At 53.5% G+C, this 21,985-nt stretch carries 24 protein-coding genes; 13 read left to right on the top strand and 11 right to left on the bottom strand.

The window, feature by feature from the left end; all coding sequences use genetic code 11:
* Window positions 1–4: 4 nt before the first annotated feature.
* The 5 genes from uxaC to HVX72_RS11025 form a co-directional block, all read right to left on the bottom strand.
* Entirely contained in the window at window positions 5–1,411 is a 1,407-nt protein-coding gene (gene uxaC / locus HVX72_RS11005; RefSeq protein ID WP_181823209.1) for a glucuronate isomerase, read from the bottom strand.
* A gap of 32 nt (window positions 1,412–1,443) precedes the next feature.
* A complete protein-coding gene (rspA, locus tag HVX72_RS11010; RefSeq protein WP_181823210.1) occupies window positions 1,444–2,658 on the bottom strand; it encodes a starvation-sensing protein RspA in 1,215 nt (404 codons plus the stop codon).
* Between the two features lie 179 nt (window positions 2,659–2,837).
* Window positions 2,838–4,211, bottom strand: coding sequence for an MFS transporter (locus HVX72_RS11015; RefSeq protein ID WP_060569738.1), 1,374 nt, complete (start codon window positions 4,209–4,211; stop codon window positions 2,838–2,840).
* 75 nt (window positions 4,212–4,286) lie between these two features.
* On the bottom strand, window positions 4,287–5,306 hold the full coding sequence (locus HVX72_RS11020) for a Zn-dependent oxidoreductase (RefSeq protein ID WP_181823211.1): 1,020 nt from the start codon (window positions 5,304–5,306) through the stop codon (window positions 4,287–4,289).
* Between the two features lie 105 nt (window positions 5,307–5,411).
* A complete protein-coding gene (locus HVX72_RS11025) occupies window positions 5,412–5,738 on the bottom strand; it encodes a YnfA family protein (protein WP_181823212.1) in 327 nt (108 codons plus the stop codon).
* A 153-nt stretch (window positions 5,739–5,891) separates the two neighbouring features.
* Here HVX72_RS11025 and HVX72_RS11030 point away from each other — a divergent pair, with 153 nt between their 5' ends.
* Window positions 5,892–6,233, top strand: coding sequence for a DUF1283 family protein (locus HVX72_RS11030; protein WP_181823213.1), 342 nt, complete (start codon window positions 5,892–5,894; stop codon window positions 6,231–6,233).
* A gap of 33 nt (window positions 6,234–6,266) precedes the next feature.
* Window positions 6,267–6,827 (top strand): spermidine N1-acetyltransferase, encoded by a 561-nt coding sequence (speG, locus tag HVX72_RS11035; protein WP_181823214.1) that lies wholly within the window; start codon window positions 6,267–6,269, stop codon window positions 6,825–6,827.
* Between the two features lie 16 nt (window positions 6,828–6,843).
* On the opposite strand, the gene HVX72_RS11040 is transcribed toward speG, so the two are convergent.
* Complete coding sequence (locus HVX72_RS11040) at window positions 6,844–7,533, bottom strand: YnfC family lipoprotein (protein ID WP_229264110.1); 690 nt, start codon at window positions 7,531–7,533, stop codon at window positions 6,844–6,846.
* A 124-nt stretch (window positions 7,534–7,657) separates the two neighbouring features.
* Here HVX72_RS11040 and HVX72_RS11045 point away from each other — a divergent pair, with 124 nt between their 5' ends.
* From HVX72_RS11045 to clcB, 7 genes are all read left to right on the top strand, one after another.
* Window positions 7,658–7,966: a DUF1161 domain-containing protein gene (locus HVX72_RS11045; protein ID WP_084588964.1), complete on the top strand. Its 309-nt coding sequence runs from the start codon at window positions 7,658–7,660 to the stop codon at window positions 7,964–7,966.
* Between the two features lie 138 nt (window positions 7,967–8,104).
* A complete protein-coding gene (dmsD, locus tag HVX72_RS11050; RefSeq protein WP_181823215.1) occupies window positions 8,105–8,719 on the top strand; it encodes a Tat proofreading chaperone DmsD in 615 nt (204 codons plus the stop codon).
* A 303-nt stretch (window positions 8,720–9,022) separates the two neighbouring features.
* On the top strand, window positions 9,023–9,733 hold the full coding sequence (osmY, locus tag HVX72_RS11055; RefSeq protein ID WP_042282882.1) for an osmoprotectant ABC transporter permease OsmY: 711 nt from the start codon (window positions 9,023–9,025) through the stop codon (window positions 9,731–9,733).
* Window positions 9,734–9,761: 28 nt separating this feature from the next.
* Window positions 9,762–10,664 carry an osmoprotectant ABC transporter substrate-binding protein OsmX gene (osmX, locus tag HVX72_RS11060; RefSeq protein ID WP_060569730.1) on the top strand — a complete coding sequence of 301 codons (903 nt, stop codon included), beginning with the start codon at window positions 9,762–9,764 and terminating at the stop codon, window positions 10,662–10,664.
* A gap of 9 nt (window positions 10,665–10,673) precedes the next feature.
* Window positions 10,674–11,321 carry an osmoprotectant ABC transporter permease OsmW gene (gene osmW / locus HVX72_RS11065; RefSeq protein ID WP_042282879.1) on the top strand — a complete coding sequence of 216 codons (648 nt, stop codon included), beginning with the start codon at window positions 10,674–10,676 and terminating at the stop codon, window positions 11,319–11,321.
* Window positions 11,321–12,469: an osmoprotectant ABC transporter ATP-binding protein OsmV gene (osmV, locus tag HVX72_RS11070; RefSeq protein WP_042282877.1), complete on the top strand. Its 1,149-nt coding sequence runs from the start codon at window positions 11,321–11,323 to the stop codon at window positions 12,467–12,469. The genes osmW and osmV overlap by 1 nt, the downstream gene beginning before the upstream one ends.
* 115 nt (window positions 12,470–12,584) lie before the next feature.
* Window positions 12,585–13,874: a voltage-gated ClC-type chloride channel ClcB gene (gene clcB / locus HVX72_RS11075; RefSeq protein ID WP_181823216.1), complete on the top strand. Its 1,290-nt coding sequence runs from the start codon at window positions 12,585–12,587 to the stop codon at window positions 13,872–13,874.
* On the opposite strand, the gene bioD is transcribed toward clcB, so the two are convergent.
* The 3 genes from bioD to HVX72_RS11090 all read right to left on the bottom strand — a co-directional run bounded on the left by bioD (window position 13,830) and on the right by HVX72_RS11090 (window position 16,899).
* The gene (gene bioD / locus HVX72_RS11080) at window positions 13,830–14,525 is read right to left on the bottom strand and encodes a dethiobiotin synthase (protein WP_181823217.1); all 696 of its coding nucleotides are present in this window, start codon (window positions 14,523–14,525) and stop codon (window positions 13,830–13,832) included. The genes clcB and bioD overlap by 45 nt on opposite strands.
* A gap of 125 nt (window positions 14,526–14,650) precedes the next feature.
* A complete protein-coding gene (mlc, locus tag HVX72_RS11085) occupies window positions 14,651–15,871 on the bottom strand; it encodes a sugar metabolism global transcriptional regulator Mlc (RefSeq protein WP_042282872.1) in 1,221 nt (406 codons plus the stop codon).
* Between the two features lie 128 nt (window positions 15,872–15,999).
* A complete protein-coding gene (locus tag HVX72_RS11090) occupies window positions 16,000–16,899 on the bottom strand; it encodes a LysR family transcriptional regulator (protein ID WP_181823218.1) in 900 nt (299 codons plus the stop codon).
* Between the two features lie 121 nt (window positions 16,900–17,020).
* On the opposite strand from HVX72_RS11090, the gene HVX72_RS11095 reads away from it, so the two are divergent.
* The 3 genes from HVX72_RS11095 to HVX72_RS11105 all read left to right on the top strand — a co-directional run bounded on the left by HVX72_RS11095 (window position 17,021) and on the right by HVX72_RS11105 (window position 19,760).
* Window positions 17,021–18,274, top strand: a complete 1,254-nt coding sequence (locus HVX72_RS11095; RefSeq protein WP_181823219.1) for an MFS transporter — start codon at window positions 17,021–17,023, stop codon at window positions 18,272–18,274.
* A gap of 145 nt (window positions 18,275–18,419) precedes the next feature.
* Window positions 18,420–18,668: an acid resistance repetitive basic protein Asr gene (gene asr, locus HVX72_RS11100; protein WP_148365357.1), complete on the top strand. Its 249-nt coding sequence runs from the start codon at window positions 18,420–18,422 to the stop codon at window positions 18,666–18,668.
* A 270-nt stretch (window positions 18,669–18,938) separates the two neighbouring features.
* Window positions 18,939–19,760, top strand: coding sequence for a serine protease (locus HVX72_RS11105; protein WP_181823220.1), 822 nt, complete (start codon window positions 18,939–18,941; stop codon window positions 19,758–19,760).
* A 35-nt stretch (window positions 19,761–19,795) separates the two neighbouring features.
* Here the strand turns inward: HVX72_RS11105 and mdtI are convergent, their stop codons facing one another.
* The gene (gene mdtI, locus HVX72_RS11110; protein ID WP_042282862.1) at window positions 19,796–20,125 is read right to left on the bottom strand and encodes a multidrug/spermidine efflux SMR transporter subunit MdtI; all 330 of its coding nucleotides are present in this window, start codon (window positions 20,123–20,125) and stop codon (window positions 19,796–19,798) included.
* Window positions 20,112–20,477, bottom strand: a complete 366-nt coding sequence (mdtJ, locus tag HVX72_RS11115) for a multidrug/spermidine efflux SMR transporter subunit MdtJ (protein ID WP_181823263.1) — start codon at window positions 20,475–20,477, stop codon at window positions 20,112–20,114. The genes mdtI and mdtJ overlap by 14 nt, the downstream gene beginning before the upstream one ends.
* Before the next feature lie 415 nt (window positions 20,478–20,892).
* Here mdtJ and HVX72_RS11120 point away from each other — a divergent pair, with 415 nt between their 5' ends.
* A complete protein-coding gene (locus HVX72_RS11120) occupies window positions 20,893–21,927 on the top strand; it encodes an AI-2E family transporter (protein WP_181823221.1) in 1,035 nt (344 codons plus the stop codon).
* The last annotated feature ends 58 nt before the right edge of the window (window positions 21,928–21,985 follow it).

The following is a 21,985-nucleotide window of genomic DNA, read 5'->3' on the forward strand; positions in this document are numbered from 1 at the left end:
AGTATTAAAATTTAAAATAGTTTTTAGCATTATCGTGACAGATATTTCTAATCATTCGCGTCAGAATATCTTTATTATCAGGTACTTCTCCTTTCTCAACCCATCCGCCAATAAGATTGCAAAGGATCCTGCGAAAATAATCGTGGCGAGTATAAGAAACAAAACTTCGTGAATCCGTTAGCATGCCGACAAAATGCATTAGCAATCCCTGATCGGCCAAGCTATTAAGTTGATTTTCCATGCCTCTACGGGTGTCGTTAAACCACCAACCAGAGCCAAACTGCATGGGGGATTTCACACCAAACTCCGCGCTCTGAAAATTGGCGATGGTAGTCGCGACAATATCGTTATAAATAGCGTTCAGGTTATACAAAATGGTTTTAGGCAACGCATTTTCTTGCATCATTGCATCAAGCAAATGATTAAGCGAAGACGCCAGACGTGACTGATCATTAATGGAATCAAATCCGGTATTTATTCCCAGTCGGTGATGCATTCGGCTATTAGTATTGCGGATTGCGCCAAAATGAATTTGCATCGCCCAACCAAACGCTTTGTAATGCCCTGCCAGCATCACGAAAATGGCGCTATTGAGTTGACGCTCTTCTTCAGCAGTTAATGTCTCTGCTGACGCTTTACGGGAGAACAGTGCGTTAACACGTTCAGGCGTTGCTGCCTGATAGTCAATACAGGCAGGACCATGATCGGAAATTCGGCATCCAGCGTTGTGAAACCAGGCAATACGTTGTCGGATAGCTTCAGAAAACTGTGCAAATGTCTTCACCTCTTCGTCTGTACTTTGCGCCAGTTTGGTCGTGAATTCCGCAAACCGGGCGGGGTCATCGCTAAACACATCGTCAGGACGGAATGTCGGCAACACCTTAATACCAAAAGTGTTGTCCTGTTGTAATAACCGATGATATTCCAGCGAGTCGAGAGGGGCATCGGTAGTACAAACGACCTCCACTTTTGAACGTTCCATCAGGCGACGCGGAGTAAAATCCGGCTGCCGGAGCAGACGGTTACAGTATTCCATCACCTCACGCCAGTTATGGCTGTCGAGCGTTAGATGACAGTCAAAATAATGACTGAGCTCCAGGTGCGTCCAGTGATACAGCGGATTACCAAATGAGGCTTCGACGGTTTCTGCCCAGGCCTGGAATTTTTCTTCCGAACTCGCGTCGCCTGTTATGCGTCGCTCATCAATTCCGTTCGCACGCATTGCACGCCACTTATAGTGATCGCCCGCCAGCCAGAGATGGGTAATATCCTCAAACGCATTATTCTCGTAAATATCTTTTGCTTCAAGATGACAGTGATAGTCGATGATCGGCAGATCTTTTGCGATGTCCTGATAAAGCCGAACACCGACTTCATTATCGATCATGAAACGATCGTTAATGAAGCCCATGTTTTTTCTCCTGATTGAGTTGCAATGCGCCTTTACCAGTTCCACAATGTGCCATCTTCCAGTCGGGCGACCGGCAGATAAGCGGGATCATAGGGATATTTCGCCGCCAGCTTTTCGTCGAACTCAATGCCCAGTCCCGGCTTGTCGCCCGGGTGCATATAACCGTTGTCAAAACGCCAGTTATGCGGGAAAACGTCCAGCATTTGCTCTGAATAGCCCATGTACTCCTGAACACCGAAGTTGGGCACCCAGAGATCAAAGTGCAGCGCCGCAGCCATGCACACCGGAGAGAGATCGGACGGCCCGTGGGAGCCCGTGCGAACCTGATAAAGCGACGCGAAATCGGCGATGCGGCGCATTCCGGTAATGCCGCCTGCATGGGTGATGGTGGTGCGGATATAGTCGATCAGCTGTTCTTCTATCAGCTGCTTGCAGTCCCAGATACTGTTAAAGACTTCACCGACAGCAATCGGCGTAACGGTATGTTGTCGAATCAGGCGGAAGCATTCCTGGTTTTCCGCAGGCGTCGGGTCTTCCATCCAGAACAGACGATAATCTTCGATGCTCTTTCCAAAACGCGCCGCTTCAATCGGCGTTAAGCGATGATGCATGTCATGCAGCAAGTGTTCATTGAATCCGAACTTGTCGCGAACGGCTGCAAACAGCTTCGGCGTGAAGTCGAGGTATTTCTCGGTAGACCAGAGCTGTTCTTCCGGCCACTGTCCCTTGGTTGCGGGTTCGTAGGCCAGCCCTTTCCCTTTGGACATACCGTAAGTGGTCTTCATCCCCGGTACGCCGCACTGCACGCGAATCGCTTTAAAGCCCATCTCTTTATGGCGAGCGTAATCTTCCAACACATCGTCAACGGTATGTCCGGTGGTGTGGCAATATACCATCACCCCTTCGCGGGACGCGCCGCCGAGCAATTGATACAGCGGCATGTTTGCCGCTTTGGCTTTGATGTCCCAGAGCGCCATGTCGACAGCAGAAATGGCAGACATCGTTACCGGGCCGCGACGCCAGTAAGCACCCTTGTAAAAAAACTGCCAGATATCTTCGATACAGTGCGCATCGCGACCGATTAACTGTGGGCAGAGATGATCTTTCAGGTACGACGCGACAGAAAGCTCGCGTCCATTCAGCGTGGCATCGCCCAGTCCGGTGATACCGTCTTCGGTGGTTATTTTCAGCGTGACAAAGTTACGTCCCGGACAGGTGACAAAAACCTCAGCCCCTACAATCTTCATTTTTCTTCCTACCTCTATGTGGTGATATTAAGAATTTATGTCTTACGCATACTACCATACAAGTATAACAAACCAGTTTCTCCACTGAGATCACAAAAATCAGCGTCCACTGACCTGGGGTTTGTGCCGATGCGTAAAAAAAGCGGTCCGTGAATACGTAACCGCTTTGAACGCAGGGGTTAAATACGGCTGGCGCTGGGCAGCCTCTGTTTACTGCCTGTAACCTCTGCCGCATCCTCAGGAATACGCAGATCGCGATCGCAGACTTCCGGCATCAGCAGTGCGGAAATGAGGCCTATCAGGGAATAAATGACGATCATCACCAGGATCGGCAGCCAGTTGCCGGTCATGTTGCAGAAAATACCCGCCAGTACCGGACCGAACCCCACCGCGACCAGCCCTCCGGCCTCTTTCGATATCGCCATGCGGGTGAAGCGGTTACGGGAGCCGAAGATCTCCGCCATGGTGATATTTTCAAGTGCAAACAGACCAAGCACCGCAAAGTTATGAATGACAATCAGCGCCGTCATGATGATCCCGGGGCTGTACGTTTTATCCACGACAATCGACAGCATCGGGTAAGCAAGAATGATGGCCGAGATGTTTAACAAAATGTAGGGTAAACGGCGACCGTATTTGTCTGACAGCCAGCCCAGAAGCGGAATAGTGATAAAACCGATAATCGAGCTTATCATCAGCGCATCCGTGGGTATCGATTTGTTGAATAACAGCGTCTGGACGAGATAACCGGCAAGAAACGTCTGGATCAATCCCGAGTTACCGGCTTGCCCAAAACGTAACCCCGTTGCCAGCCAGAACGATTTACTGGTAAACATCGCGCCCAGAGAAACATCTGCCGCCGTCGGCGCTGCGGTGGTTTCACCTTCGTTGACCTGCTCAAACACCGGACTTTCTTTCAGATTCAGGCGCAGCCATATGGCAAAGATCATGACCACTACGCTTGCAAGGAACGGAATACGCCATCCCCAGGCCAGCAACGCTTCACGGTCAAGAGCGAAAAACATCACCGCCCAGATCGCCGTGGCGCTTAACGTACCGCAGTTGGTGCCCATCGCCACCAGAGATGAAATGATTCCGCGTTTCCCTTTCGGCGCGTATTCCGCCAACATGGTTCCGGCGCCAGAAATTTCCGCCCCCGCGCCTAGTCCCTGAATAATACGTAAAGTGACTAACAGCACTGGCGCAAAAATTCCGATTTGCGCGTAAGTCGGCAAAACGCCAATTAAGGTGGTGCAGATGCCCATCATGGTGATGGTGATAAAGAGCACTTTTTTGCGCCCTATTCTGTCGCCCATCTTGCCGAATATAAAAGCGCCGACGATACGAGCGATATACCCTGCGCCGTAGGTGCCCATCGCCAGAATAAGCGCCATAGCCGCGGATTGTTCCGGGAAAAATATCTCATGAAACACCAGCGCGGCGCCAAGAGAATATAACTGGAAATCCATAAATTCCAGGGCAGTGCCTAACCAACCTGAAACGGCGGCGCGCACCAGATCCTGCGTACTTCTTTCATGTTTTAATGTATTCATATTAGCTATCTCTGAAAAGGAGATGCGTACCACAAAATACCCGACGAATCGGGCATTTACCGCATTGTTCGTCTGTTATGCAGAAAAGGTCAGTAATACTTTGCAGCACTGACGCTGATCTTTTTCGAATATTTCAAGGGCGTCGGTAATATGGTGATAGTCAAACTGATGAGTAATTAACTTTTCAGGATCGATAAATCCCTTTTCCATCCATTCGATGACGGTGGGAAATTTGTGCGCATTCAGTCGCGATGAAAAAATAGAAAGCTCTTTACCGGTAATGCCCTGCTGCGTAATCACGCACGGGTCGCTGGAAAAACCCATTAACACGATACGCGCCGCTGGTGACGCAAGGCCAATGGCTTCCGGGAGAATGGCTGGATGACAGGCCGCGTCAACAATCAGGGTCGGCTTGATTCCTTTTTCTTCGAGCCAGGATTGCAGTGTAAGCTCGCTATTATTCAGGATCACATCAGCGCCGCATGTTTTTGCCATCGCCAGACGTTCTTCAATACGATCGGCCACAATCACGGTGCCAACGTTATAAACACCTTTTAACGCCTGTAAAGTGGTTAACCCCATCGGACCGGCGCCGTAAATGAGCGCAATATCATTTTCTGTCGGCTCAACCTGTCCGGTAACATTTGCGGCAATCGTAAAAGGTTCAACCATCACGGCGTGACGATCGGGGATCGTCTCCGGAATAACGTAGGCATTCCTGGCTGGCGCAGTCACATATTCACTAAAACCGCCGTCCCGGTGCACGCCTAATACCACTAATGACGTGCAAACATTGGGTTTGCCAATTGAGCAGGGATAGCATTCCCCGCAGCTAATAACCGGATCCAGCGCCACACGTTCACCAATACGGCGGGTATCTACGCCCTCGCCCACTTTATCTATCACACCAAAAACTTCGTGACCGATAACGCGTGGATATTTCGCAAACGGATTATGACCGCGATAAATATGACTGTCCGATCCGCATATTCCGGCGAGTTTAACCCGAACGCGAACGTCTCCTTTTCGCGGTTCGGGTAATTCCCGTTGTTCAATCACCAGATTATTCGGTTGCTGAATAACGACACTTTCCATGCGCTTTCCTTACATCAAATTAGTGATGCAAGAAATTTATTCATTCCCGAACTACCATACAAGCATGGTGATCAAAAAACCGACGGGCGATCACAAAAAAGCGATCTACGTCCGTCCCCATCCCGCAACAATGATCAGCATGCCACACAGCGCAACGACGGCCCCTGTCCAGTCATAAAGACTAAGTTTCACGTCGTCCACTATGCGTAACCATACGAGCGCAGTACATACGTAGACGCCGCCGTAGGCGGCATATACGCGTCCGCTGGCAGCCGGATGGAGCGTCAACAGCCAGACAAACAGGGCCAGAGCAATGACAGCGGGAACCAACAGCCAGATCGTTGCCCCGCGTTTTAGCCAGAGCCAGGGTAAAAAGCAGCCGACGATTTCACACAACGCCGTGGCAATAAAAAGAAGTGTCGTTTTGATCATGGTTGTCGTTTATTGAGCTGAGGTTAAATCATGATACGCGATAATCGTCGTCGCTTATCCATGACCTTCAGGCGGGTATGCCCTGCGCCGTGATTAGTGTAGAATTTGCCTGCAAGTGATGATTTTATACCCCACTCATGAAAGGAATTTGCCATGAACATTACACTTAGCAAGCGTCTGGGCCTGACGGCAATGCTGCTGCTTGGTGCTGTCGTGTATACCGCGTCTGCTCAGGCTGAGACCAGCAGGCTGGTGATCGAGTCCGGCGACAGCGCGCTGAGCCGTCAGCAAGCGACAATGCAAAAAGAACAATGGAATGACACGCGCAATCTGCGCCAGAAAGTGAATAAACGCGCTGAAAAAGAGTGGGACAAAGCAGATGCCGCTTTTGATAACCGCGACAGCTGTGAGCAAAGCGCTAATCTCAATGCGTACTGGGAACCGAATACCCTGCGCTGTCTGGACCGCCGTACAGGCCGGGTTATCGCGCCTTAATGTCGTGATGCGAAAAGACGCTAAGGAATCGGTATGACAAGCGCCCTCAGTGTAAAGTTGCGCCCGCTGGAGCGTGAAGATTTACGTTTCGTCCATCAACTCGACAATAACGCCAGCGTAATGCGTTACTGGTTCGAAGAACCTTACGAGGCATTCGTTGAGTTGTCGGATCTCTACGACAAGCACATTCACGATCAAAGTGAACGCCGGTTTGTCGTGGAGTGCGATGGCCAGAAAGCCGGACTGGTTGAACTGGTGGAGATTAACCACGTCCACCGCAGAGCCGAGTTTCAGATCATTATTTCCCCGGAATTTCAGGGTAAAGGACTTGCCTCACGCGCGGCCAGGCTGGCGATGGACTACGGATTTACCGTACTTAACCTGTATAAACTGTATTTAATCGTTGATAAAGAAAATGAAAAAGCGATTCATATCTACCGTAAGCTGGGCTTTATAGTGGAAGGCGAGCTAATCCATGAGTTTTTCATCAACGGCGAATACCGCAACACCATACGAATGTGTATTTTCCAGCATCAGTATCTCACGGAACTGAAAACGTCCGCACCCGCCATGTTGAAACCGACCGCGCAGTAAACGCTGCGCGGCAGCGTCAGTAATAATCGATGGTATTTTTAATGGTGTAGTTATGCTCAACGGCGGGCTTGACGCTTTGATCGATAATCACCAGCGTGCAATCTGTAGGATTGGCGTGACTGTCGTAGTCGCAGGTCTGCTTCACATTGCCTAACGGGCGATCGTTCAGCAGACTTACTGCCGTATAGTCGAGCTTCTTACGCGGGTCAGATGAAGGTTTCGCTTCCACCGATAATGTCTGATCTTTCGTCACGGTGGTTTTACCCAGTGGATACCCTTCGGAATCATAGCGATAATGTACTTTCATCTCTTTGCCAACGGCGGTGACAATAAACCCATTGTCATCGGTGTCCCAGACCACACCCGCAGAGGGCAGCTCCGCTAGCTGGCATTTCCCTTGCAGGCGCACCCGCTTTTCCAGCGTTTCCGCGTCGCGGTAATAGTTAGCATCCAGAACAAGGGCAACGGCGGTATTATTTTCCAGGTCGTGCAACTCCAGCGTATCAAAGCAGCCTTCCTCAGAAAGCGAGCCATTTACCCGTTTCGCCACTTCGCCCTTTTCATTGAGTAATGTCTGGCTGAAGTCTTTCACCGGGCCCCGCAGCGGGTCAAAGTCGAACTCATTTGAGAAGCTGGCCATTTCAGGCGTAAAAGAAAGCGGCAGCGTGTTATTGTCGCATCCTGCCAGCACAAGGCCGCAAAGCAAAAAAAGGCACTGTTTTTTCACACATTCCCCGTCAACCATGGATGATTCCCAATCATATTAGCAAATACAGTTATTTACACTAAGGGTGCTATGCTTATTTTAGCGCATCTCATAAAAGGAGCAGATGATGAAAGTCACCCGAGGAATACTGACGTGTTTATTGTTGAGCGCGTCCCCGCTGGTTTTTGCGGTTCCGAACTCGTGCGAACGCGTTAAAAGCGATATTGAACAGCGCATCATTAATAACGGCGTGCCGGAAGCGAATTTTACGCTCAGCATTGTGCCAAACGATCAGGCTGACCAGCCGGATTCCCAGGTCGTCGGACATTGCGCCAACGACACCCACAAAATTCTGTATACCCGCACCAGCAGCGGCAATGCACCGGCAAATACTGCGCCTTCGCAGGATGGCGCCAGCGCCGAACCGCAATAATGCGACCCGATGTTACCCGCCTTTCCCGGTGGGTAACGTCCTTTTGATTTGGATTAATACCCGCCGCGCCTGAACAGGTACACTCTCGCCCACTGATGCACGCATCGTGCAATACACCTGCATTGTTGGATACTGTTAATGACTGAATTTACGCAACGTGACGATTTCGCCATGACGGCGCGGGTACTGGGCGCGCTGTTTTACTATGCGCCGGACAGCAATGAGGCCGCGCCGCTGGTCGCATTATTAAAAACAGAAGAGTGGCAGGCCCAGTGGCCGCTGCCCGCGCATAAGCTTGCGCCTCTCGGTCAGTTGCTTCAGCGCGACGCGGAAGAAACGCTGGCGCAGGCATGGCAGCGTCTGTTTGTCGGACCTTACGCGCTGCCTTCGCCACCGTGGGGTTCCGTCTGGCTGGATCGTGAAAATGTGCTGTTTGGTGATTCCACGCTGGCCCTGCGCCAGTGGATGCGCGACAACGGGATTCACTTTGCGATGCAGCAAAATGAGCCGGAAGATCATTTTGGCGCCTTGTTGCTTCTCGCCGCCTGGCTGGCAGAAAACGGGCGCCATACGCAGTGCGCCGAACTGCTGGCGTGGCATCTGTTGCCATGGTCGTCGCGCTTTCTCGATGTTTTTATCGACAATGCCGGACATCCGTTTTACCAGGCCGTCGGCGAACTGGCGCGTCTGACCCTTGCCGACTGGCAGTCGACGCTGATCGTCCCGGTGGCAGTGAAAAAACTGTATCGGTGAGCATAAATCCTCACTTTACGCTGGCCGGAAAGCAGAAGGATGGCGCTTCCGGCCCGACACGATTGTGACAACGTCACTTTTTATTGCCGCTTTTAAGACAATTCTTTACAGAGCGAACCACCCGTTGCGCCATAAGGCCTGATCCCCCTTACAGATCAGCAGCCTGGTTCACTTTTTACGCCGTCTGACTGGCGGCCTTCTCCCCCTGTTGCTATAGCTCAAAACACCCTGCCGATACATGGCATAACAACACGCAGCGGCAACCCGCTGCCATAACGCATGCAAACAGGGAGACACACCGCAATGCACACTTCCGCGTTAAAACGCGTCGCCGCCTTCACTTTCGCCATTATCATTGTGCTGGCGCTGGTGGTCTGGGGAGTCGGCCTCGACACGCTTCAGGCCCGACAGGTCGATCTGCTGTATCTCGGTAAACAGCACCTGTTCTTAGTGTTCAGTTCAATGTTTTTGGCTCTGCTGGTGGGGATCCCGAGCGGCATTTTACTGAGTCGTCCAGCCGCCAAAGGCATTGCCGAATACGTCATGCAGATCTTTAATGTCGGCAACACCCTGCCTCCGCTGGCTGTGCTGGCGCTCGCCATGGTGATTATCGGCATCGGCGATATTCCGGCGATCGTCGCGCTGTTCCTGGCTTCGCTGTTGCCCATCGTTCGTAACACCTACGCGGGCCTCTGCTCCGTCCCGGCCTCGCTGATTGAAGCAGCGAACGGCATTGGCATGACCAAATGGCAGCGGTTGTGGCAGGTGGAATTGCCGAACGCATGGCCGGTCATGCTTTCAGGGATCCGGATCGCCACGGCCATTAACGTCGGTACCGCCCCGCTGGCCTTTCTGATTGGCGCCAGCAGCTACGGCGAGCTGATCTTCCCCGGCATTTACCTGAACGACTTCCCGACGCTTATTCTGGGCGCGACCGCCACGGCGCTTTTCGCCCTGATCCTTGACAGCCTGCTCGCATGGCTTGGCCGGGCCCTGAGTCCGCACACGGCCTGAAGACAATGATAAGTACATGGAGCGCTAAATGAAGATTAAAAGACACCTGTTGGGCTGGCTTGCCTGCGTGCTGATTTTCAGCGCGCAGGCGCAAGCCGCCCCGATCGTCCTCGCCACGAAAGGCTTTACCGAGCAGCACATTCTGTCGGCGATGACGGTGCTGTATCTGCAAAAGAAAGGCTTTCAGGTTGAGCCTCGTACCAATATTGCCGCCGTGATTTCGCGTAACGCCATGGTCAACAACCAGATTGATGTGACCTGGGAATATACCGGCACTTCGCTGATCATTTTCAACCGTATCGATAAACGGATGACGCCGCAGGAGTCCTACGACACGGTGAAGCGGTTGGATGCAGAGAAAGGTCTGGTCTGGCTGAAACCCGCCGATATGAATAATACCTACGCCTTTGCCATGCAGCGCAAGCGCGCCGAGGCGGAAAACATCACCACGATGTCCCAAATGGTGGCGAAAATTGACCACATTCGCCAGACCGATCCGGATAAAAACTGGCTACTGGGACTCGACCTTGAATTTGCCGGTCGTAGCGACGGTATGAAACCTTTACAGCAGGCTTACCAGATGAATCTGGACCGCCCACAGATCCGCCAGATGGATCCTGGTCTTGTCTATAACGCCGTTCGCGATGGTTTTGTTGACGCAGGCCTGGTGTATACCACCGATGGGCGAGTAAAAGGGTTCGATCTGAAAGTTCTGGAAGACGACAAAGGCTTTTTCCCCAGCTACGCGGTCACCCCGGTGGTGCGCAAACCGATTCTTGATGCCAACCCGGGACTGGAAGAGGCGCTGAATACCCTTTCCGCTCTACTGAACAACGACGTAATAAGTACGCTCAATGCGAAAGTGGATATCGATCATCAGTCGCCTCAGCAGGTCGCGCGTGAATTCCTGCAACAGAAAAAGCTGCTGTAAGGAGCCAATATGGACACGATTCATTTCATGATAGATAACGCGGGCTATCTCGCCAGCCTTACCTTCCAGCATTTATGGCTGGTGCTGTTGGCCGTCGGCCTGGCAATAGTGATTGGCGTACCGCTGGGTGTGCTGATTGTTCGACACAAATGGCTGGCCACGCCGGTGCTCAGCTTCGCGACCCTGATGCTCACCATCCCGTCTATTGCGCTGTTTGGCTTAATGATCCCGCTCTTTTCGCTGATCGGTCAGGGAATCGGCGCGTTACCCGCCGTTACCGCGGTATTCCTCTATTCATTGCTGCCAATCGTGCGCAATACCCATACGGCGCTGGACAGTCTGCCGCCGGGGCTGCGCGAGGCCGGTCGCGGTATCGGCATGACCTTCTGGCAGCGCCTGCGCTGGGTTGAAATTCCGATGGCGCTGCCGGTGATATTTGGCGGCATTCGTACCGCTGTGGTCATGAACATCGGCGTAATGGCGATCGCCGCCGTGATTGGCGCGGGCGGTCTGGGCTTACTGTTATTAAACGGTATCGGCGGCAGCGATATTCGTATGCTGATCGCCGGTGCGTTGTTGATTTGTATTTTAGCGATTGTGCTGGACTGGCTACTGCATCGCCTGCAGGTCGTTCTGACACCAAAGGGGATTCGATAATGATAAAACTGGAAAACCTCACCAAACAATTTTCCCAGAAGAAGGGCCAACCGCTGAAGGCGGTAGATAACGTTAATCTGAACGTTCCGGAAGGCGAAATGTGCGTTCTGCTGGGGCCGTCAGGCTGTGGCAAAACCACCACGCTGAAAATGATTAACCGCCTGATCACGCCCAGCAGCGGTAATATCTTGATCAACGGCGAAGACACCAGCGGAATGGATACTGTCACCTTGCGCCGCAATATTGGCTACGTGATCCAGCAAATCGGCCTGTTCCCGAACATGACGATTGAAGAGAACATCACCGTGGTGCCGAGGATGCTGGGCTGGGACAAGGCCCGCTGTCAACGACGCGCGGAGGAGTTAATGGATATGGTGGCAATGGATGCGAAGAAATTCCTTCACCGCTATCCAAAAGAGATGTCCGGGGGGCAGCAGCAGCGTATCGGCGTGATCCGCGCGCTGGCAGCCGATCCGCCGGTACTGCTGATGGATGAACCGTTTGGCGCCGTTGACCCCATTAACCGGGAAGTGATCCAAAACCAGTTTCTGGAAATGCAGCGCGCGTTGAAAAAGACCGTTATGCTGGTGAGTCATGATATTGATGAAGCCCTGAAGCTCGGCGATCGGATCGCGGTTTTCCGGCAGGGGCGAATCGTCCAGTGCGCCAGCCCGGATGAACTGCTGGCGAAGCCGGCTAACGAGTTTGTCGGCTCGTTTGTCGGCCAGGACCGAACGCTTAAACGTCTGCTGTTGGTTTCAGCGGGGGATGTCACCGATCAGCAGCCGACGCTGACGGCACGTCCCACTACCCCGCTGCAGGAGGCCTTTGCCATCATGGACGATAACGATATTCGCGCGATCACCGTGGTGGATGCCGACGGAAAACCCGTGGGCTTCGTCAAGCGCCGGGAAGCGCGGAACGCCACCGGGGTCTGTTCGGATATCATTCATCCCTTCCGCATCACCGGAAAGGCGGAAGATAACCTGCGTATCGTGCTGTCGCGTCTGTACGAGAGTAACACCAGTTGGATGCCCATTGTCGATGAAGACGGCCGCTACAACGGTGAAATTTCCCAGGACTATATTGCCGATTACCTGAGTTCGGGACGCACCCGCCGGGCGTTGAACATCCACGACAGTCATTAACCGCGTAACCTGACAGAGGGTTGCTGATCAGGCCCCCCCTTTTCGCACTCACGGCTTTTGCTTCTGTGCCCTTTTCCCCGCAAAATAGACGGTTTCAGACTTCCTGTAACCGTTTATGCATCGTCTTCATGCCTGGCCCGATCTACGCGCCATGTTTCGCCGTCTGTGCTTTGCCGCCCTCGTCGGCATCTTCGCCGCGCTGGCGGTCGCCTGCTTCCGTCATGCGATGCTATTGCTGGAATGGGTATTTCTCAGCAATGACAGCGGCAGTCTGGTCAACGCCGCGACGGGTCTGTCGCCCTGGCGACGCGTCCTGACGCCAGCGTTGGGAGGACTGGCGGCCGGTTTGCTGCTGTGGGGATGGCAAAAGCGCAGCCAGTTGCGGCCGCACGCGCCCACTGACTATATGGAAGCCCTGCAAACCGACGGTCGGTTTGATTATGGCGCGAGCTTAATCAAATCCCTGGCTTCGCTATTGGTGGTCGCCAGCGGTAGCGCGATTGGTCGTGAAGGGGCGATGATTTTGTTGGCCGCGCTGGCGGCCTCCTGCTTTGCCCGCCGGTTCGCGCCTCAGCACGAGTGGAAATTGTGGATCGCCTGCGGCGCGGCGGCAGGTATGGCCAGCGCGTATCACGCCCCGCTGGCGGGCAGCCTGTTTATTGCGGAAGTCCTGTTTGGTACGTTGATGCTGGCGTCCCTCGGTCCGGTCGTTGTTTCCGCCGTGGTAGCGCTGCTGATCACCCATGCGCTGAACGGGGGTAACGATGTGCTCTACACGGTTCATCTGTCGCGGTCGCTGCATCTTACCGAGTACGGACTTATCGTCAGCACAGGCCTGCTTGCCGGTCTTTGCGGTCCCCTGTTGATGGGGTTGATGTCTGCCAGCCACCGCGCATTTCTTCTGCTCAGACTGTCACCGCCGTGGCAGCTGGCGCTGGGCGGGCTCATCGTCGGCTTACTTTCCCTGCTCACGCCAACGGTATGGGGCAACGGCTACAGCGTGGTGCAGTCATTTCTGCTTTCGCCGCCGCTGATGGCGGTTGTCACGGTGATTTTTCTTTGCAAGCTGCTCGCGGTGCTGGCCAGCAGCGGTTCCGGCGCGCCTGGCGGCGTATTCACCCCGACGCTGTTTATCGGCCTGGCCGTAGGGATGTTTGTTGGACGCCTTTGGGGAATGTGGCTTCCCGGTTCCGACGAACTGGCGGTCTTGTTAGGCTTAACGGGAATGGCGACGCTGCTGGCAGCGACAACGCATGCGCCCGTTATGTCGGCGCTGATGATTTGTGAAATGACCGGAGAGTATCGACTGCTCCCCGGCTTGTTGATGGCCTGTGTACTGGCCTCGGTGCTGTCGCGAACCTTACGCCACGACTCGATCTACCGCCAGCACGCTGCCCAGCATTGACAGGCGAATGTACTGACCCAGTTCGCGCTGCTCAGCGCGCGGCAGATAAGGCAGTTCGCCAATCAGCGGCGCGGGCAGTTTTTTGCTCAGCACGTCGATAATTTCGGCGTAGTGCGCGAGGCCCGGATTGATGCGGTTTGCGACCCAGCCGATCAGCGGTAAGCCGTCATTGGCGATCGCCTGGGCTGTCAGCAGCGCATGGTTGATACACCCTTCCTGAATGCCCACCACCATCAGTACCGGAAGCTGTTCCTGAACCACCCATTCGGAGAGCGGGCGCAGATCGTTCATCAGGCTGCGCCAACCGCCGGTGCCTTCTACCACAACGTGATCGACCTTTTCAGTCAGGCTGGCCAGCCCGTCAGAAATCAGGGTGTAATTGATGGGACAACAGTGGGCGACGCTGCTTTCATCTTCGCTCAGCGCGATGGGATTCACCGCTTCATAGGGCAAGTCCAGCGTAGAGACGCTCTGCAGCACCAACGCGTCTTTATTGCGCAGACCGTCCGGGGTCTCTTTACTGCCCTTGGCGACAGGTTTATAGCCAGCCACGCTTTTACCACCCGACGCTAACGCTTGTAGTAATGCGCGGGAAACCACCGTCTTCCCAACAGAAGTGTCTGTACCTGTAATAAAGAAACGCTTCAGCATCACTAACTCCACCGTTATGCTTCGAAAATATAAGCCAGGAAAATAATACAGTAGAGAAAGTCTAAGGTATGCCAGAATAGCTCAGCTTGCGTTAGCGCAAATTTTGGTAGATCAAATCAAAAATGTTAACCCTGTAATAGACGAATCAGTAAAGAACCGTTATACATCGCGTCTTTTACCAGTGCGGCGCCGGCCATGGTGCCCTGATTAGAAAACTGCGTACTCTCGACAACCATATTTTTGCTGTAGGCGGGTAGCGCCTGCTGCCGAATGCTGTCTGCGATGGCCGGAAACAGCACATCAGCGGCTTTGCTCAGCGGCGAGCCAATCAGTATTTTTTGCGGGTTAAATAAATTCACCATGATCGCCAGAATGCGCCCCACATGGGCCCCGACGCCCGCGATAATATCTTTTGCCAGTAGATCGCCCTGTAGCGCGGCCTGACACAGTGAATCCACGGTGAGCGGCTGCCCGTGCAGCGTGGAACTCATCGACTGCCCCAGACGAAGCTGGGCCAGCTCGAGTACGCTCTCGATACTGGCGATGGTTTCCAGACAACCGTGGTTGCCGCAGTAGCAACGTTTACCGTAAGGGTCGACCTGCGTGTGCCCGATCTCCACCAGGCTACTGCTCCCTGCGTGTAGCAAATGCCCGTCGGTGATGACCCCTGCGCCAACGTTATGGTCAATGACCACCTGAATCACATCGCGCGCGCCGCGAGACGCGCCAAACAGGGCTTCCGCCATCGTCCATGCGCTGATGTCATGCTGAATGTACACCGGCACTCCGGTGTGTTGTTCAAGCGCTTCCCCCAGCGGCATCTCTTTCACATCTTCATAAAAGGGCATCCGGTGCACGATACCGTTTTCGGTATCGATAATGCCGGGCAGAGTAATGGCGATAGAGGTCAGGCGTTCGAGCAACTGCTGATGACGGATGAAAAACTGGTCGATCAACGTGATGATACGTTCGAGTAACGGCTGTTCGTCGTCAAGCGGCAGTTCCAGACACTCTTCGACGACCAGCTTACTGCTGAGATCGCGTAATGCGAGAAAGATTTCGCCCCGGCTGATACGCAGAGATAAATAGTGCCAGGCCTCGGTCTCCACCACCAGCCCTACCGCGGGTCGGCCCCGGCTTCCGGCCTCTTTGATTTCCAGTTCCTGAACCAAATGCGCTTCCAGCATTTCACGGACAATTTTGGTGATACTGGCTGGCGCAAGCTGCGCGAGACGAGAAAGGTCGATACGCGATACCGGCCCCAGCTGATCAATCAGGCGATAAACCGCGCCCGCATTGGTCTGCTTTATTTGATCGATGTGCCCAGGCTGACTATCAGCAACCACCTCTGACTCCCTTTATTTTCGCGCTCCGAAATAATCTGTAGGCTATGGTGAAGTACTTCAATACGCAACGTCAACTTTTTACTTAGCCGTGTGATTTACCGCACATTTTTAGCCGTTATTAAATTAATTTAAGCGCTTCTCACTGCCTGAAGTAACTGCTGGCGAAAACGGATCGCTGCCTGACTGTGTTCACGGTGGCGGGACCAGACCAGCCACATTTCGGAAACGGCATCTTCTTCCGCCAGCGGCACCCAGCACAGTTCATTAAGCTGCACCTTTTTGAACGACGCCGGAAGAATGGAGACGCCTAAACCTGCGGCAACCAGGCCGATGATGGTCATCGCTTCCCCCACCTCCTGCGTAATGACCGGAGAAAGATTATAGCGGCGCATTAACCCGAGAATGTCGTCATAAAGGCCGGTGCCGACATGCGGGTCGAAAAAGACAAACGGCTCTTTTGCCAGTTCTGCTAATGTCACCACGGGTTTTTGCGCCAGTCGGTGCGCGCGCGGAATCATGGCCATTAAAGATTCATGCAAGATCACTTCGTATTGTAACGTTTCCGGTAGCGGCGTGTTGCGCATGAGCCCCAACTCCAGCGCCCCTTCGCCAAGCGGCGTGAGCTGCTCGCGAGTATTCATCTCCCGGGTCTGAAGGTGCACGTCAGGATAATGCTGGCGGAACAGGGACAGCGTATCGGAGACGGCGCGGATAAACGGCGCAGAGGAGGTAAAGCCGATGCGTAACTCCCCCGCTTCTCCCTGATGGAGCCGCGCCGCGCGAGCGGCGGCATCGTCCACTTGCGCGAGGATCTGACGGCAGTCTGCGAGGAATTGCTTCCCCGCCGCGGTCAGCGCCACGCTGCGATTGGTACGCGCCAGCAGTCGCGCGCCAACATGCTGTTCCAGCATCTGAATTTGCTGACTTAGCGGCGGCTGCGAAATATTCAGTCGGGTGGCGGCGCGTCCAAAGTGAAGTTCTTCTGCAACAGCAACGAAATAGCGCAGATGACGTAACTCAATATTCATATCTTTAACATATTATTTGAGATAATTAATATATTAGACAGAATATTGAGATTTTCCTACCCTGATCGTCAGGGTTGCGCCCGTCCCTTTTCGTCACGGGGCTATTTAGCAAGGATTTCAAGTGAGTCGTACAACTACGGTCAGTGACGCGTCGGCAGGCGACATTGAACCACAGCGCATTGCTCAGCCGGTTCAGTTTATCAAACGGGGGACATCCTCCTTCATGCGCGTCACGCTGGCGCTGTTCTCGGCAGGTCTGGCGACCTTTGCCCTGCTTTATTGCGTACAGCCTATTCTTCCCGTGCTCTCTCACGAATTTGGCGTGTCGCCTGCAAGCAGCAGTATTTCATTGTCGATCTCTACCGGAATGCTGGCCGTTGGCCTCCTGTTTACCGGTCCATTGTCAGACGCGATTGGCCGTAAGCCGGTAATGGTTACCGCCCTGCTGCTGGCCTCCTGCTGTACGTTGCTGTCAACCCTGATGACAAGCTGGCACGGCATTCTGATCATGCGTGCGCTGATTGGTCTTTCGCTCAGCGGCGTGGCGGCGGTTGGGATGACCTATCTGAGCGAAGAGATTCACCCCAGTTTTGTCGCTTTTTCCATGGGGCTGTATATCAGCGGAAACTCCATCGGCGGAATGAGTGGGCGCTTGATCAGCGGTGTGGTAACAGACTTTTTCAGCTGGCGTATTGCGCTGGCCGCGATTGGCTGTTTCGCCCTCGCGTCAGCCCTGATGTTCTGGAAAATCCTGCCGGAATCGCGCCATTTCCGCCCGACCTCTTTACGGCCTAAGTCGCTATTTATCAACTTTCGCCTGCACTGGCGTGACCGCGGGCTGCCGCTGCTGTTCGCGGAAGGCTTTTTGTTGATGGGATCCTTTGTCACCCTGTTTAACTACATTGGCTATCGGCTGATGCTGTCCCCCTGGGAACTGAGTCAGGCGGTGGTCGGCCTGCTGTCGGTCGCCTACCTGACCGGCACCTGGAGTTCGCCAAAGGCGGGCGCCATGACCGTCCGCTACGGGCGAGGTCCGGTCATGGTGGTTTCTACGGGCGTAATGCTGGTTGGCCTGTTGATGACCCTCTTCAGTTCACTCTGGTTGATTTTCACCGGTATGCTGCTCTTTTCCGCTGGATTTTTCGCCGCCCACTCAGTGGCAAGCAGTTGGATCGGTCCGCGCGCCCGCCGCGCAAAAGGTCAGGCGTCGTCTCTGTATCTGTTCAGCTACTATGTAGGATCAAGCATCGCCGGGACGCTGGGCGGCGTATTCTGGCACAATTACGGCTGGAACGGCGTCGGTGGGTTTATCGCTATTATGCTGGTGCTGGCGATTGTTGTCGGTCTGCGCCTGCATCGCCGTCTGCACGTTTGACCTGGTAGAATTATTTCGGTTGGCGCTGTACATAGGGTTACACGCCGATACCAATGACTCACGGACGTCCTCGATTATCAGCGATAAAGTATTTTCAACGGCCCCGCAGTGGGGTTGAATGAAAAACCAAATCGAGGGTATGAAAATGAAAAACGTATTAGCTCTGGTTGTTGCCGCTGCTATGGGTCTGTCTTCCGCCGCGTTTGCGGCAGAGACGGCTACCTCTCCCGCTCCGGCAACGCAAAGCGCCCCGGCGAAAACCACTCATACTAAAAAGCATCACAAAGCGGCCCCACAGAAAGCGCCAGAGCAAAAAGCGCAAGCGGCTAAAAAGCACAGCAAAAAAACCGCCACGCATCAAGCCGCTAAACCGGCTGCCCAGCCTGCAGCATAATTTCCGTTAAAACGTCAGCGCGACCCTTTGCGCTAACGTATGCTGGCGCTGCACGCCCTGTTCAGCGCCTTTCTTCGGAGGGCTTCAGCGTGGGTCGTTATCGTTTTGAGGTCATTCTTATTTCATTAATTTTCTGCGCGCTTATCGCTATCCGCTTCTGGTTCGCCTGATCGTAGTTCGCTGATTTTGCTCTCACTTCTCCGTCGTTACGTCTATAGTATTTACTGAGGGTTTTCTTTTAATAATCATAATTACCCACCAGAGTGTGATATGCGTAAAACCGTTGCTGTATTACTGGGCTCGTTTTGTTTTACATCGGGTATGGCGTATGCGGACAAACCTGACGCGCAAGCCGATACCAGTGAAGTCAAAACGCTATTTTTCGGTCAGGACGATCGTGTTCCGGTTGAGGATCCAACCGATGCGCCGTGGGATGCGATTGGCCAACTCGAAACCGCCAGCGGCAATCTTTGCACCGCCACGCTTATCTCGCCACACCTGGCGCTCACTGCCGGACATTGTTTATTAACCCCGCCCAAAGGCACACCGGATAAAGCCGTCGTGCTGCGTTTTGTGTCCAAAAAAGGGATTTGGCGTTACGAAATTCACGGGATTGAAGGTCGGGTTGATCCGGGGCTGGGTAAGCGTCTGAAAGCCGATGGCGATGGCTGGATTGTCCCCCCTGCCGCGGCATCATGGGATTTTGGTCTGATCGTACTGCGTTATCCCCCCTCTGGCATCACCCCATTACCTTTATTCGACGGGGATAAAGACGCCCTGACCGCAGCGCTGAAAGAAGCCGGACGTAAAGTCACCCAGTCAGGCTATCCGGAAGATCATCTCAACACGCTTTATTCCCATCAGGACTGTATCGTCACCGGCTGGGCGCAAAAGGCGGTGTTGTCGCATCAGTGTGATACCCTTCCCGGTGACAGCGGTTCTCCTCTGATGCTTAAAACGGCGACGGGCTGGCAGCTCATTGGCGTACAGAGTTCAGCCCCTGCGGCTAAAGACCGCTGGCGGGCCGATAATCGCGCCATTTCGGTGACCGGCTTTCGCGATAAGCTGGATGCGCTGGCTGAACAGCCATAAGATAACGCCGCCCGCGCGAGGCGGGCGGCAGAACTTCAGGCAAGTTTAATCATCACCATACCGACCAGCAGTAGCGCAACGCCAATCCATCCTTTAGGGTTCAAACGTTGACCAAACAGAATCCAACCGGCAGCCAGCGTCGCGGCGATACCAAAACCGCCCCACAGCGCGTAGGCTACCGACAGGTCAATGCCCTTTACCGCCTGGGAGAGCGCGCTAAACGCCGCTAATACGGCGGCCAGCGACAGAATACCGTAGAATTTACGCCGGAAACCGTCAGAGAATTTTAAAAAGACGTTAGCCATAATTTCCAGTACGATCGCCACGGCCAGCCACGCGGCATGAACCCATTCAAACTGCTGCATGGTTCACCTCCTTCGTTGTGCGGCGTGGCTTACGGATGCCGGATTTAATCAGCACAATCCCCAGCACCAGCATCGTCAACCCCGCAATTTTCATCGCCGGGAGCGCTTCGTCAAATAGCAGCACGCTGAACAGCGTAATAAACAAAATGCCAATACCTTCCCACAGCGCATAGGCGACGCCGAGGGCGATTTTTTTTACGGCAAATGAGAGGAAAATATATGACAACGTAATCATCACCAGCATCAAAATAAATCCGCCGTTGCCATCGCTAACACTTGCCCATTTCATCGACAGCGTCCCGGTAATTTCTGCCACAATGGCCAGGCCTAATAAAATCCAGTAAAACATGATGCTTCTCCTGCTTGAGAATATAATCCATTGGGCTTGCTGAAGGCAGCAAACCTGAAAATAAAAACAGTCAGCTCAGCGCATGACGCGAGCGTAAGCAGAAGAAAGGGACTAAAGCGCGTTGCGCCAGTGCTGCTCACCGGCAAGCAGGAAAGAGGAAGACGTGCGTAAAAGAGTCTGGGTGGAAAAAAACGTCCTGAACATATTGTCCATAATATTACAATTATCCGCAGTGTTGCTTCTCGTCATCGCGGATGATAATTGTCCTCGGTAGTTGAACACGCCTGATTTGTACCACAGCCTAAGAATTAACTCAAAACCTTTTCACTTCTTTACCCTCCCCGTTTGATTTCTGCCAGGACGACGCGACAGAAATCACATTATTATATCCGGCAAGACAAAAATTTCAGGAAAACGCATGGCTAAGCCAATCATTACGCTGAACGGTTTAAAGATCGTTATTATGCTCGGCATGCTGGTGATCATTCTTACCGGCATTCGCTTCGCGGCGGATATTATCGTCCCGTTTATTCTGGCGATATTTCTTGCTGTGGTACTCAATCCGCTGGTGCAGCGGATGGTAAAACTGCGCGTTCCGCGCGTGATGGCCATTTCAATACTGGTGTTAATCATCGTGATGGCGATGGTGCTGCTGCTGGCTTATCTTGGAACCTCATTAAACGAACTGGCGCGCACATTGCCGCAGTATCGTTCCTCGCTGGTCGTTCCGCTAAAAAACCTCGAACCCTGGCTGGTTCGTTTAGGCATTGGCGTTTCCGTTGATGAACTGGTGAAGTATATCGATCCGAATGCGGCGATGACGCTGGTGACCAATCTGCTGGCGCAGTTGTCCAATGCCATGTCGTCGATTTTTCTGCTTCTGCTGACGGTGGTATTTATGCTGCTGGAGGTTCCGCAACTGCCCACGAAATTCCAGCAGATAATGACCCGCCCGGTGGAAGGCATGGCGGCAATACAGCGCGCGATTGACAGCGTGTCGCATTATCTGGTGCTTAAAACCGCCATCAGCATCGTCACTGGCTTAGTGGTGTGGGCAATGCTGGCAGCGCTTGAGGTGCGTTTCGCGTTCGTCTGGGGACTGCTGGCGTTTGCGCTAAACTATATTCCCAATATCGGTTCCGTGCTGGCAGCGATCCCGCCAATCGCGCAGGTACTGGTGTTTGGCGGTCTGTACGACGCGCTGGTCGTACTGGCGGGGTATCTGATGATTAACCTCGTGTTTGGTAACATTCTGGAACCCCGCATTATGGGTCGGGGACTGGGTCTATCGACGCTGGTGGTATTTCTGTCGTTGATTTTCTGGGGCTGGCTGTTGGGCCCGGTAGGCATGCTGCTTTCAGTGCCGCTGACGATTATCGTGAAGATTGCCCTTGAACAAACCGTTGCCGGACAGAGCATCGCCATTCTGCTTAGCGATGTGAATAAAGCGTAAACCAGTAAAAGAAAACGGCCTCCGCAGAGGCCGTCAGGAGATCGGCGGGCCTGATAAA

The sequence above is a fragment of the Citrobacter sp. RHB21-C05 genome (assembly GCF_013889015.1).
Taxonomy (GTDB): Bacteria; Pseudomonadota; Gammaproteobacteria; order Enterobacterales; family Enterobacteriaceae; genus Citrobacter_A; species Citrobacter_A sedlakii.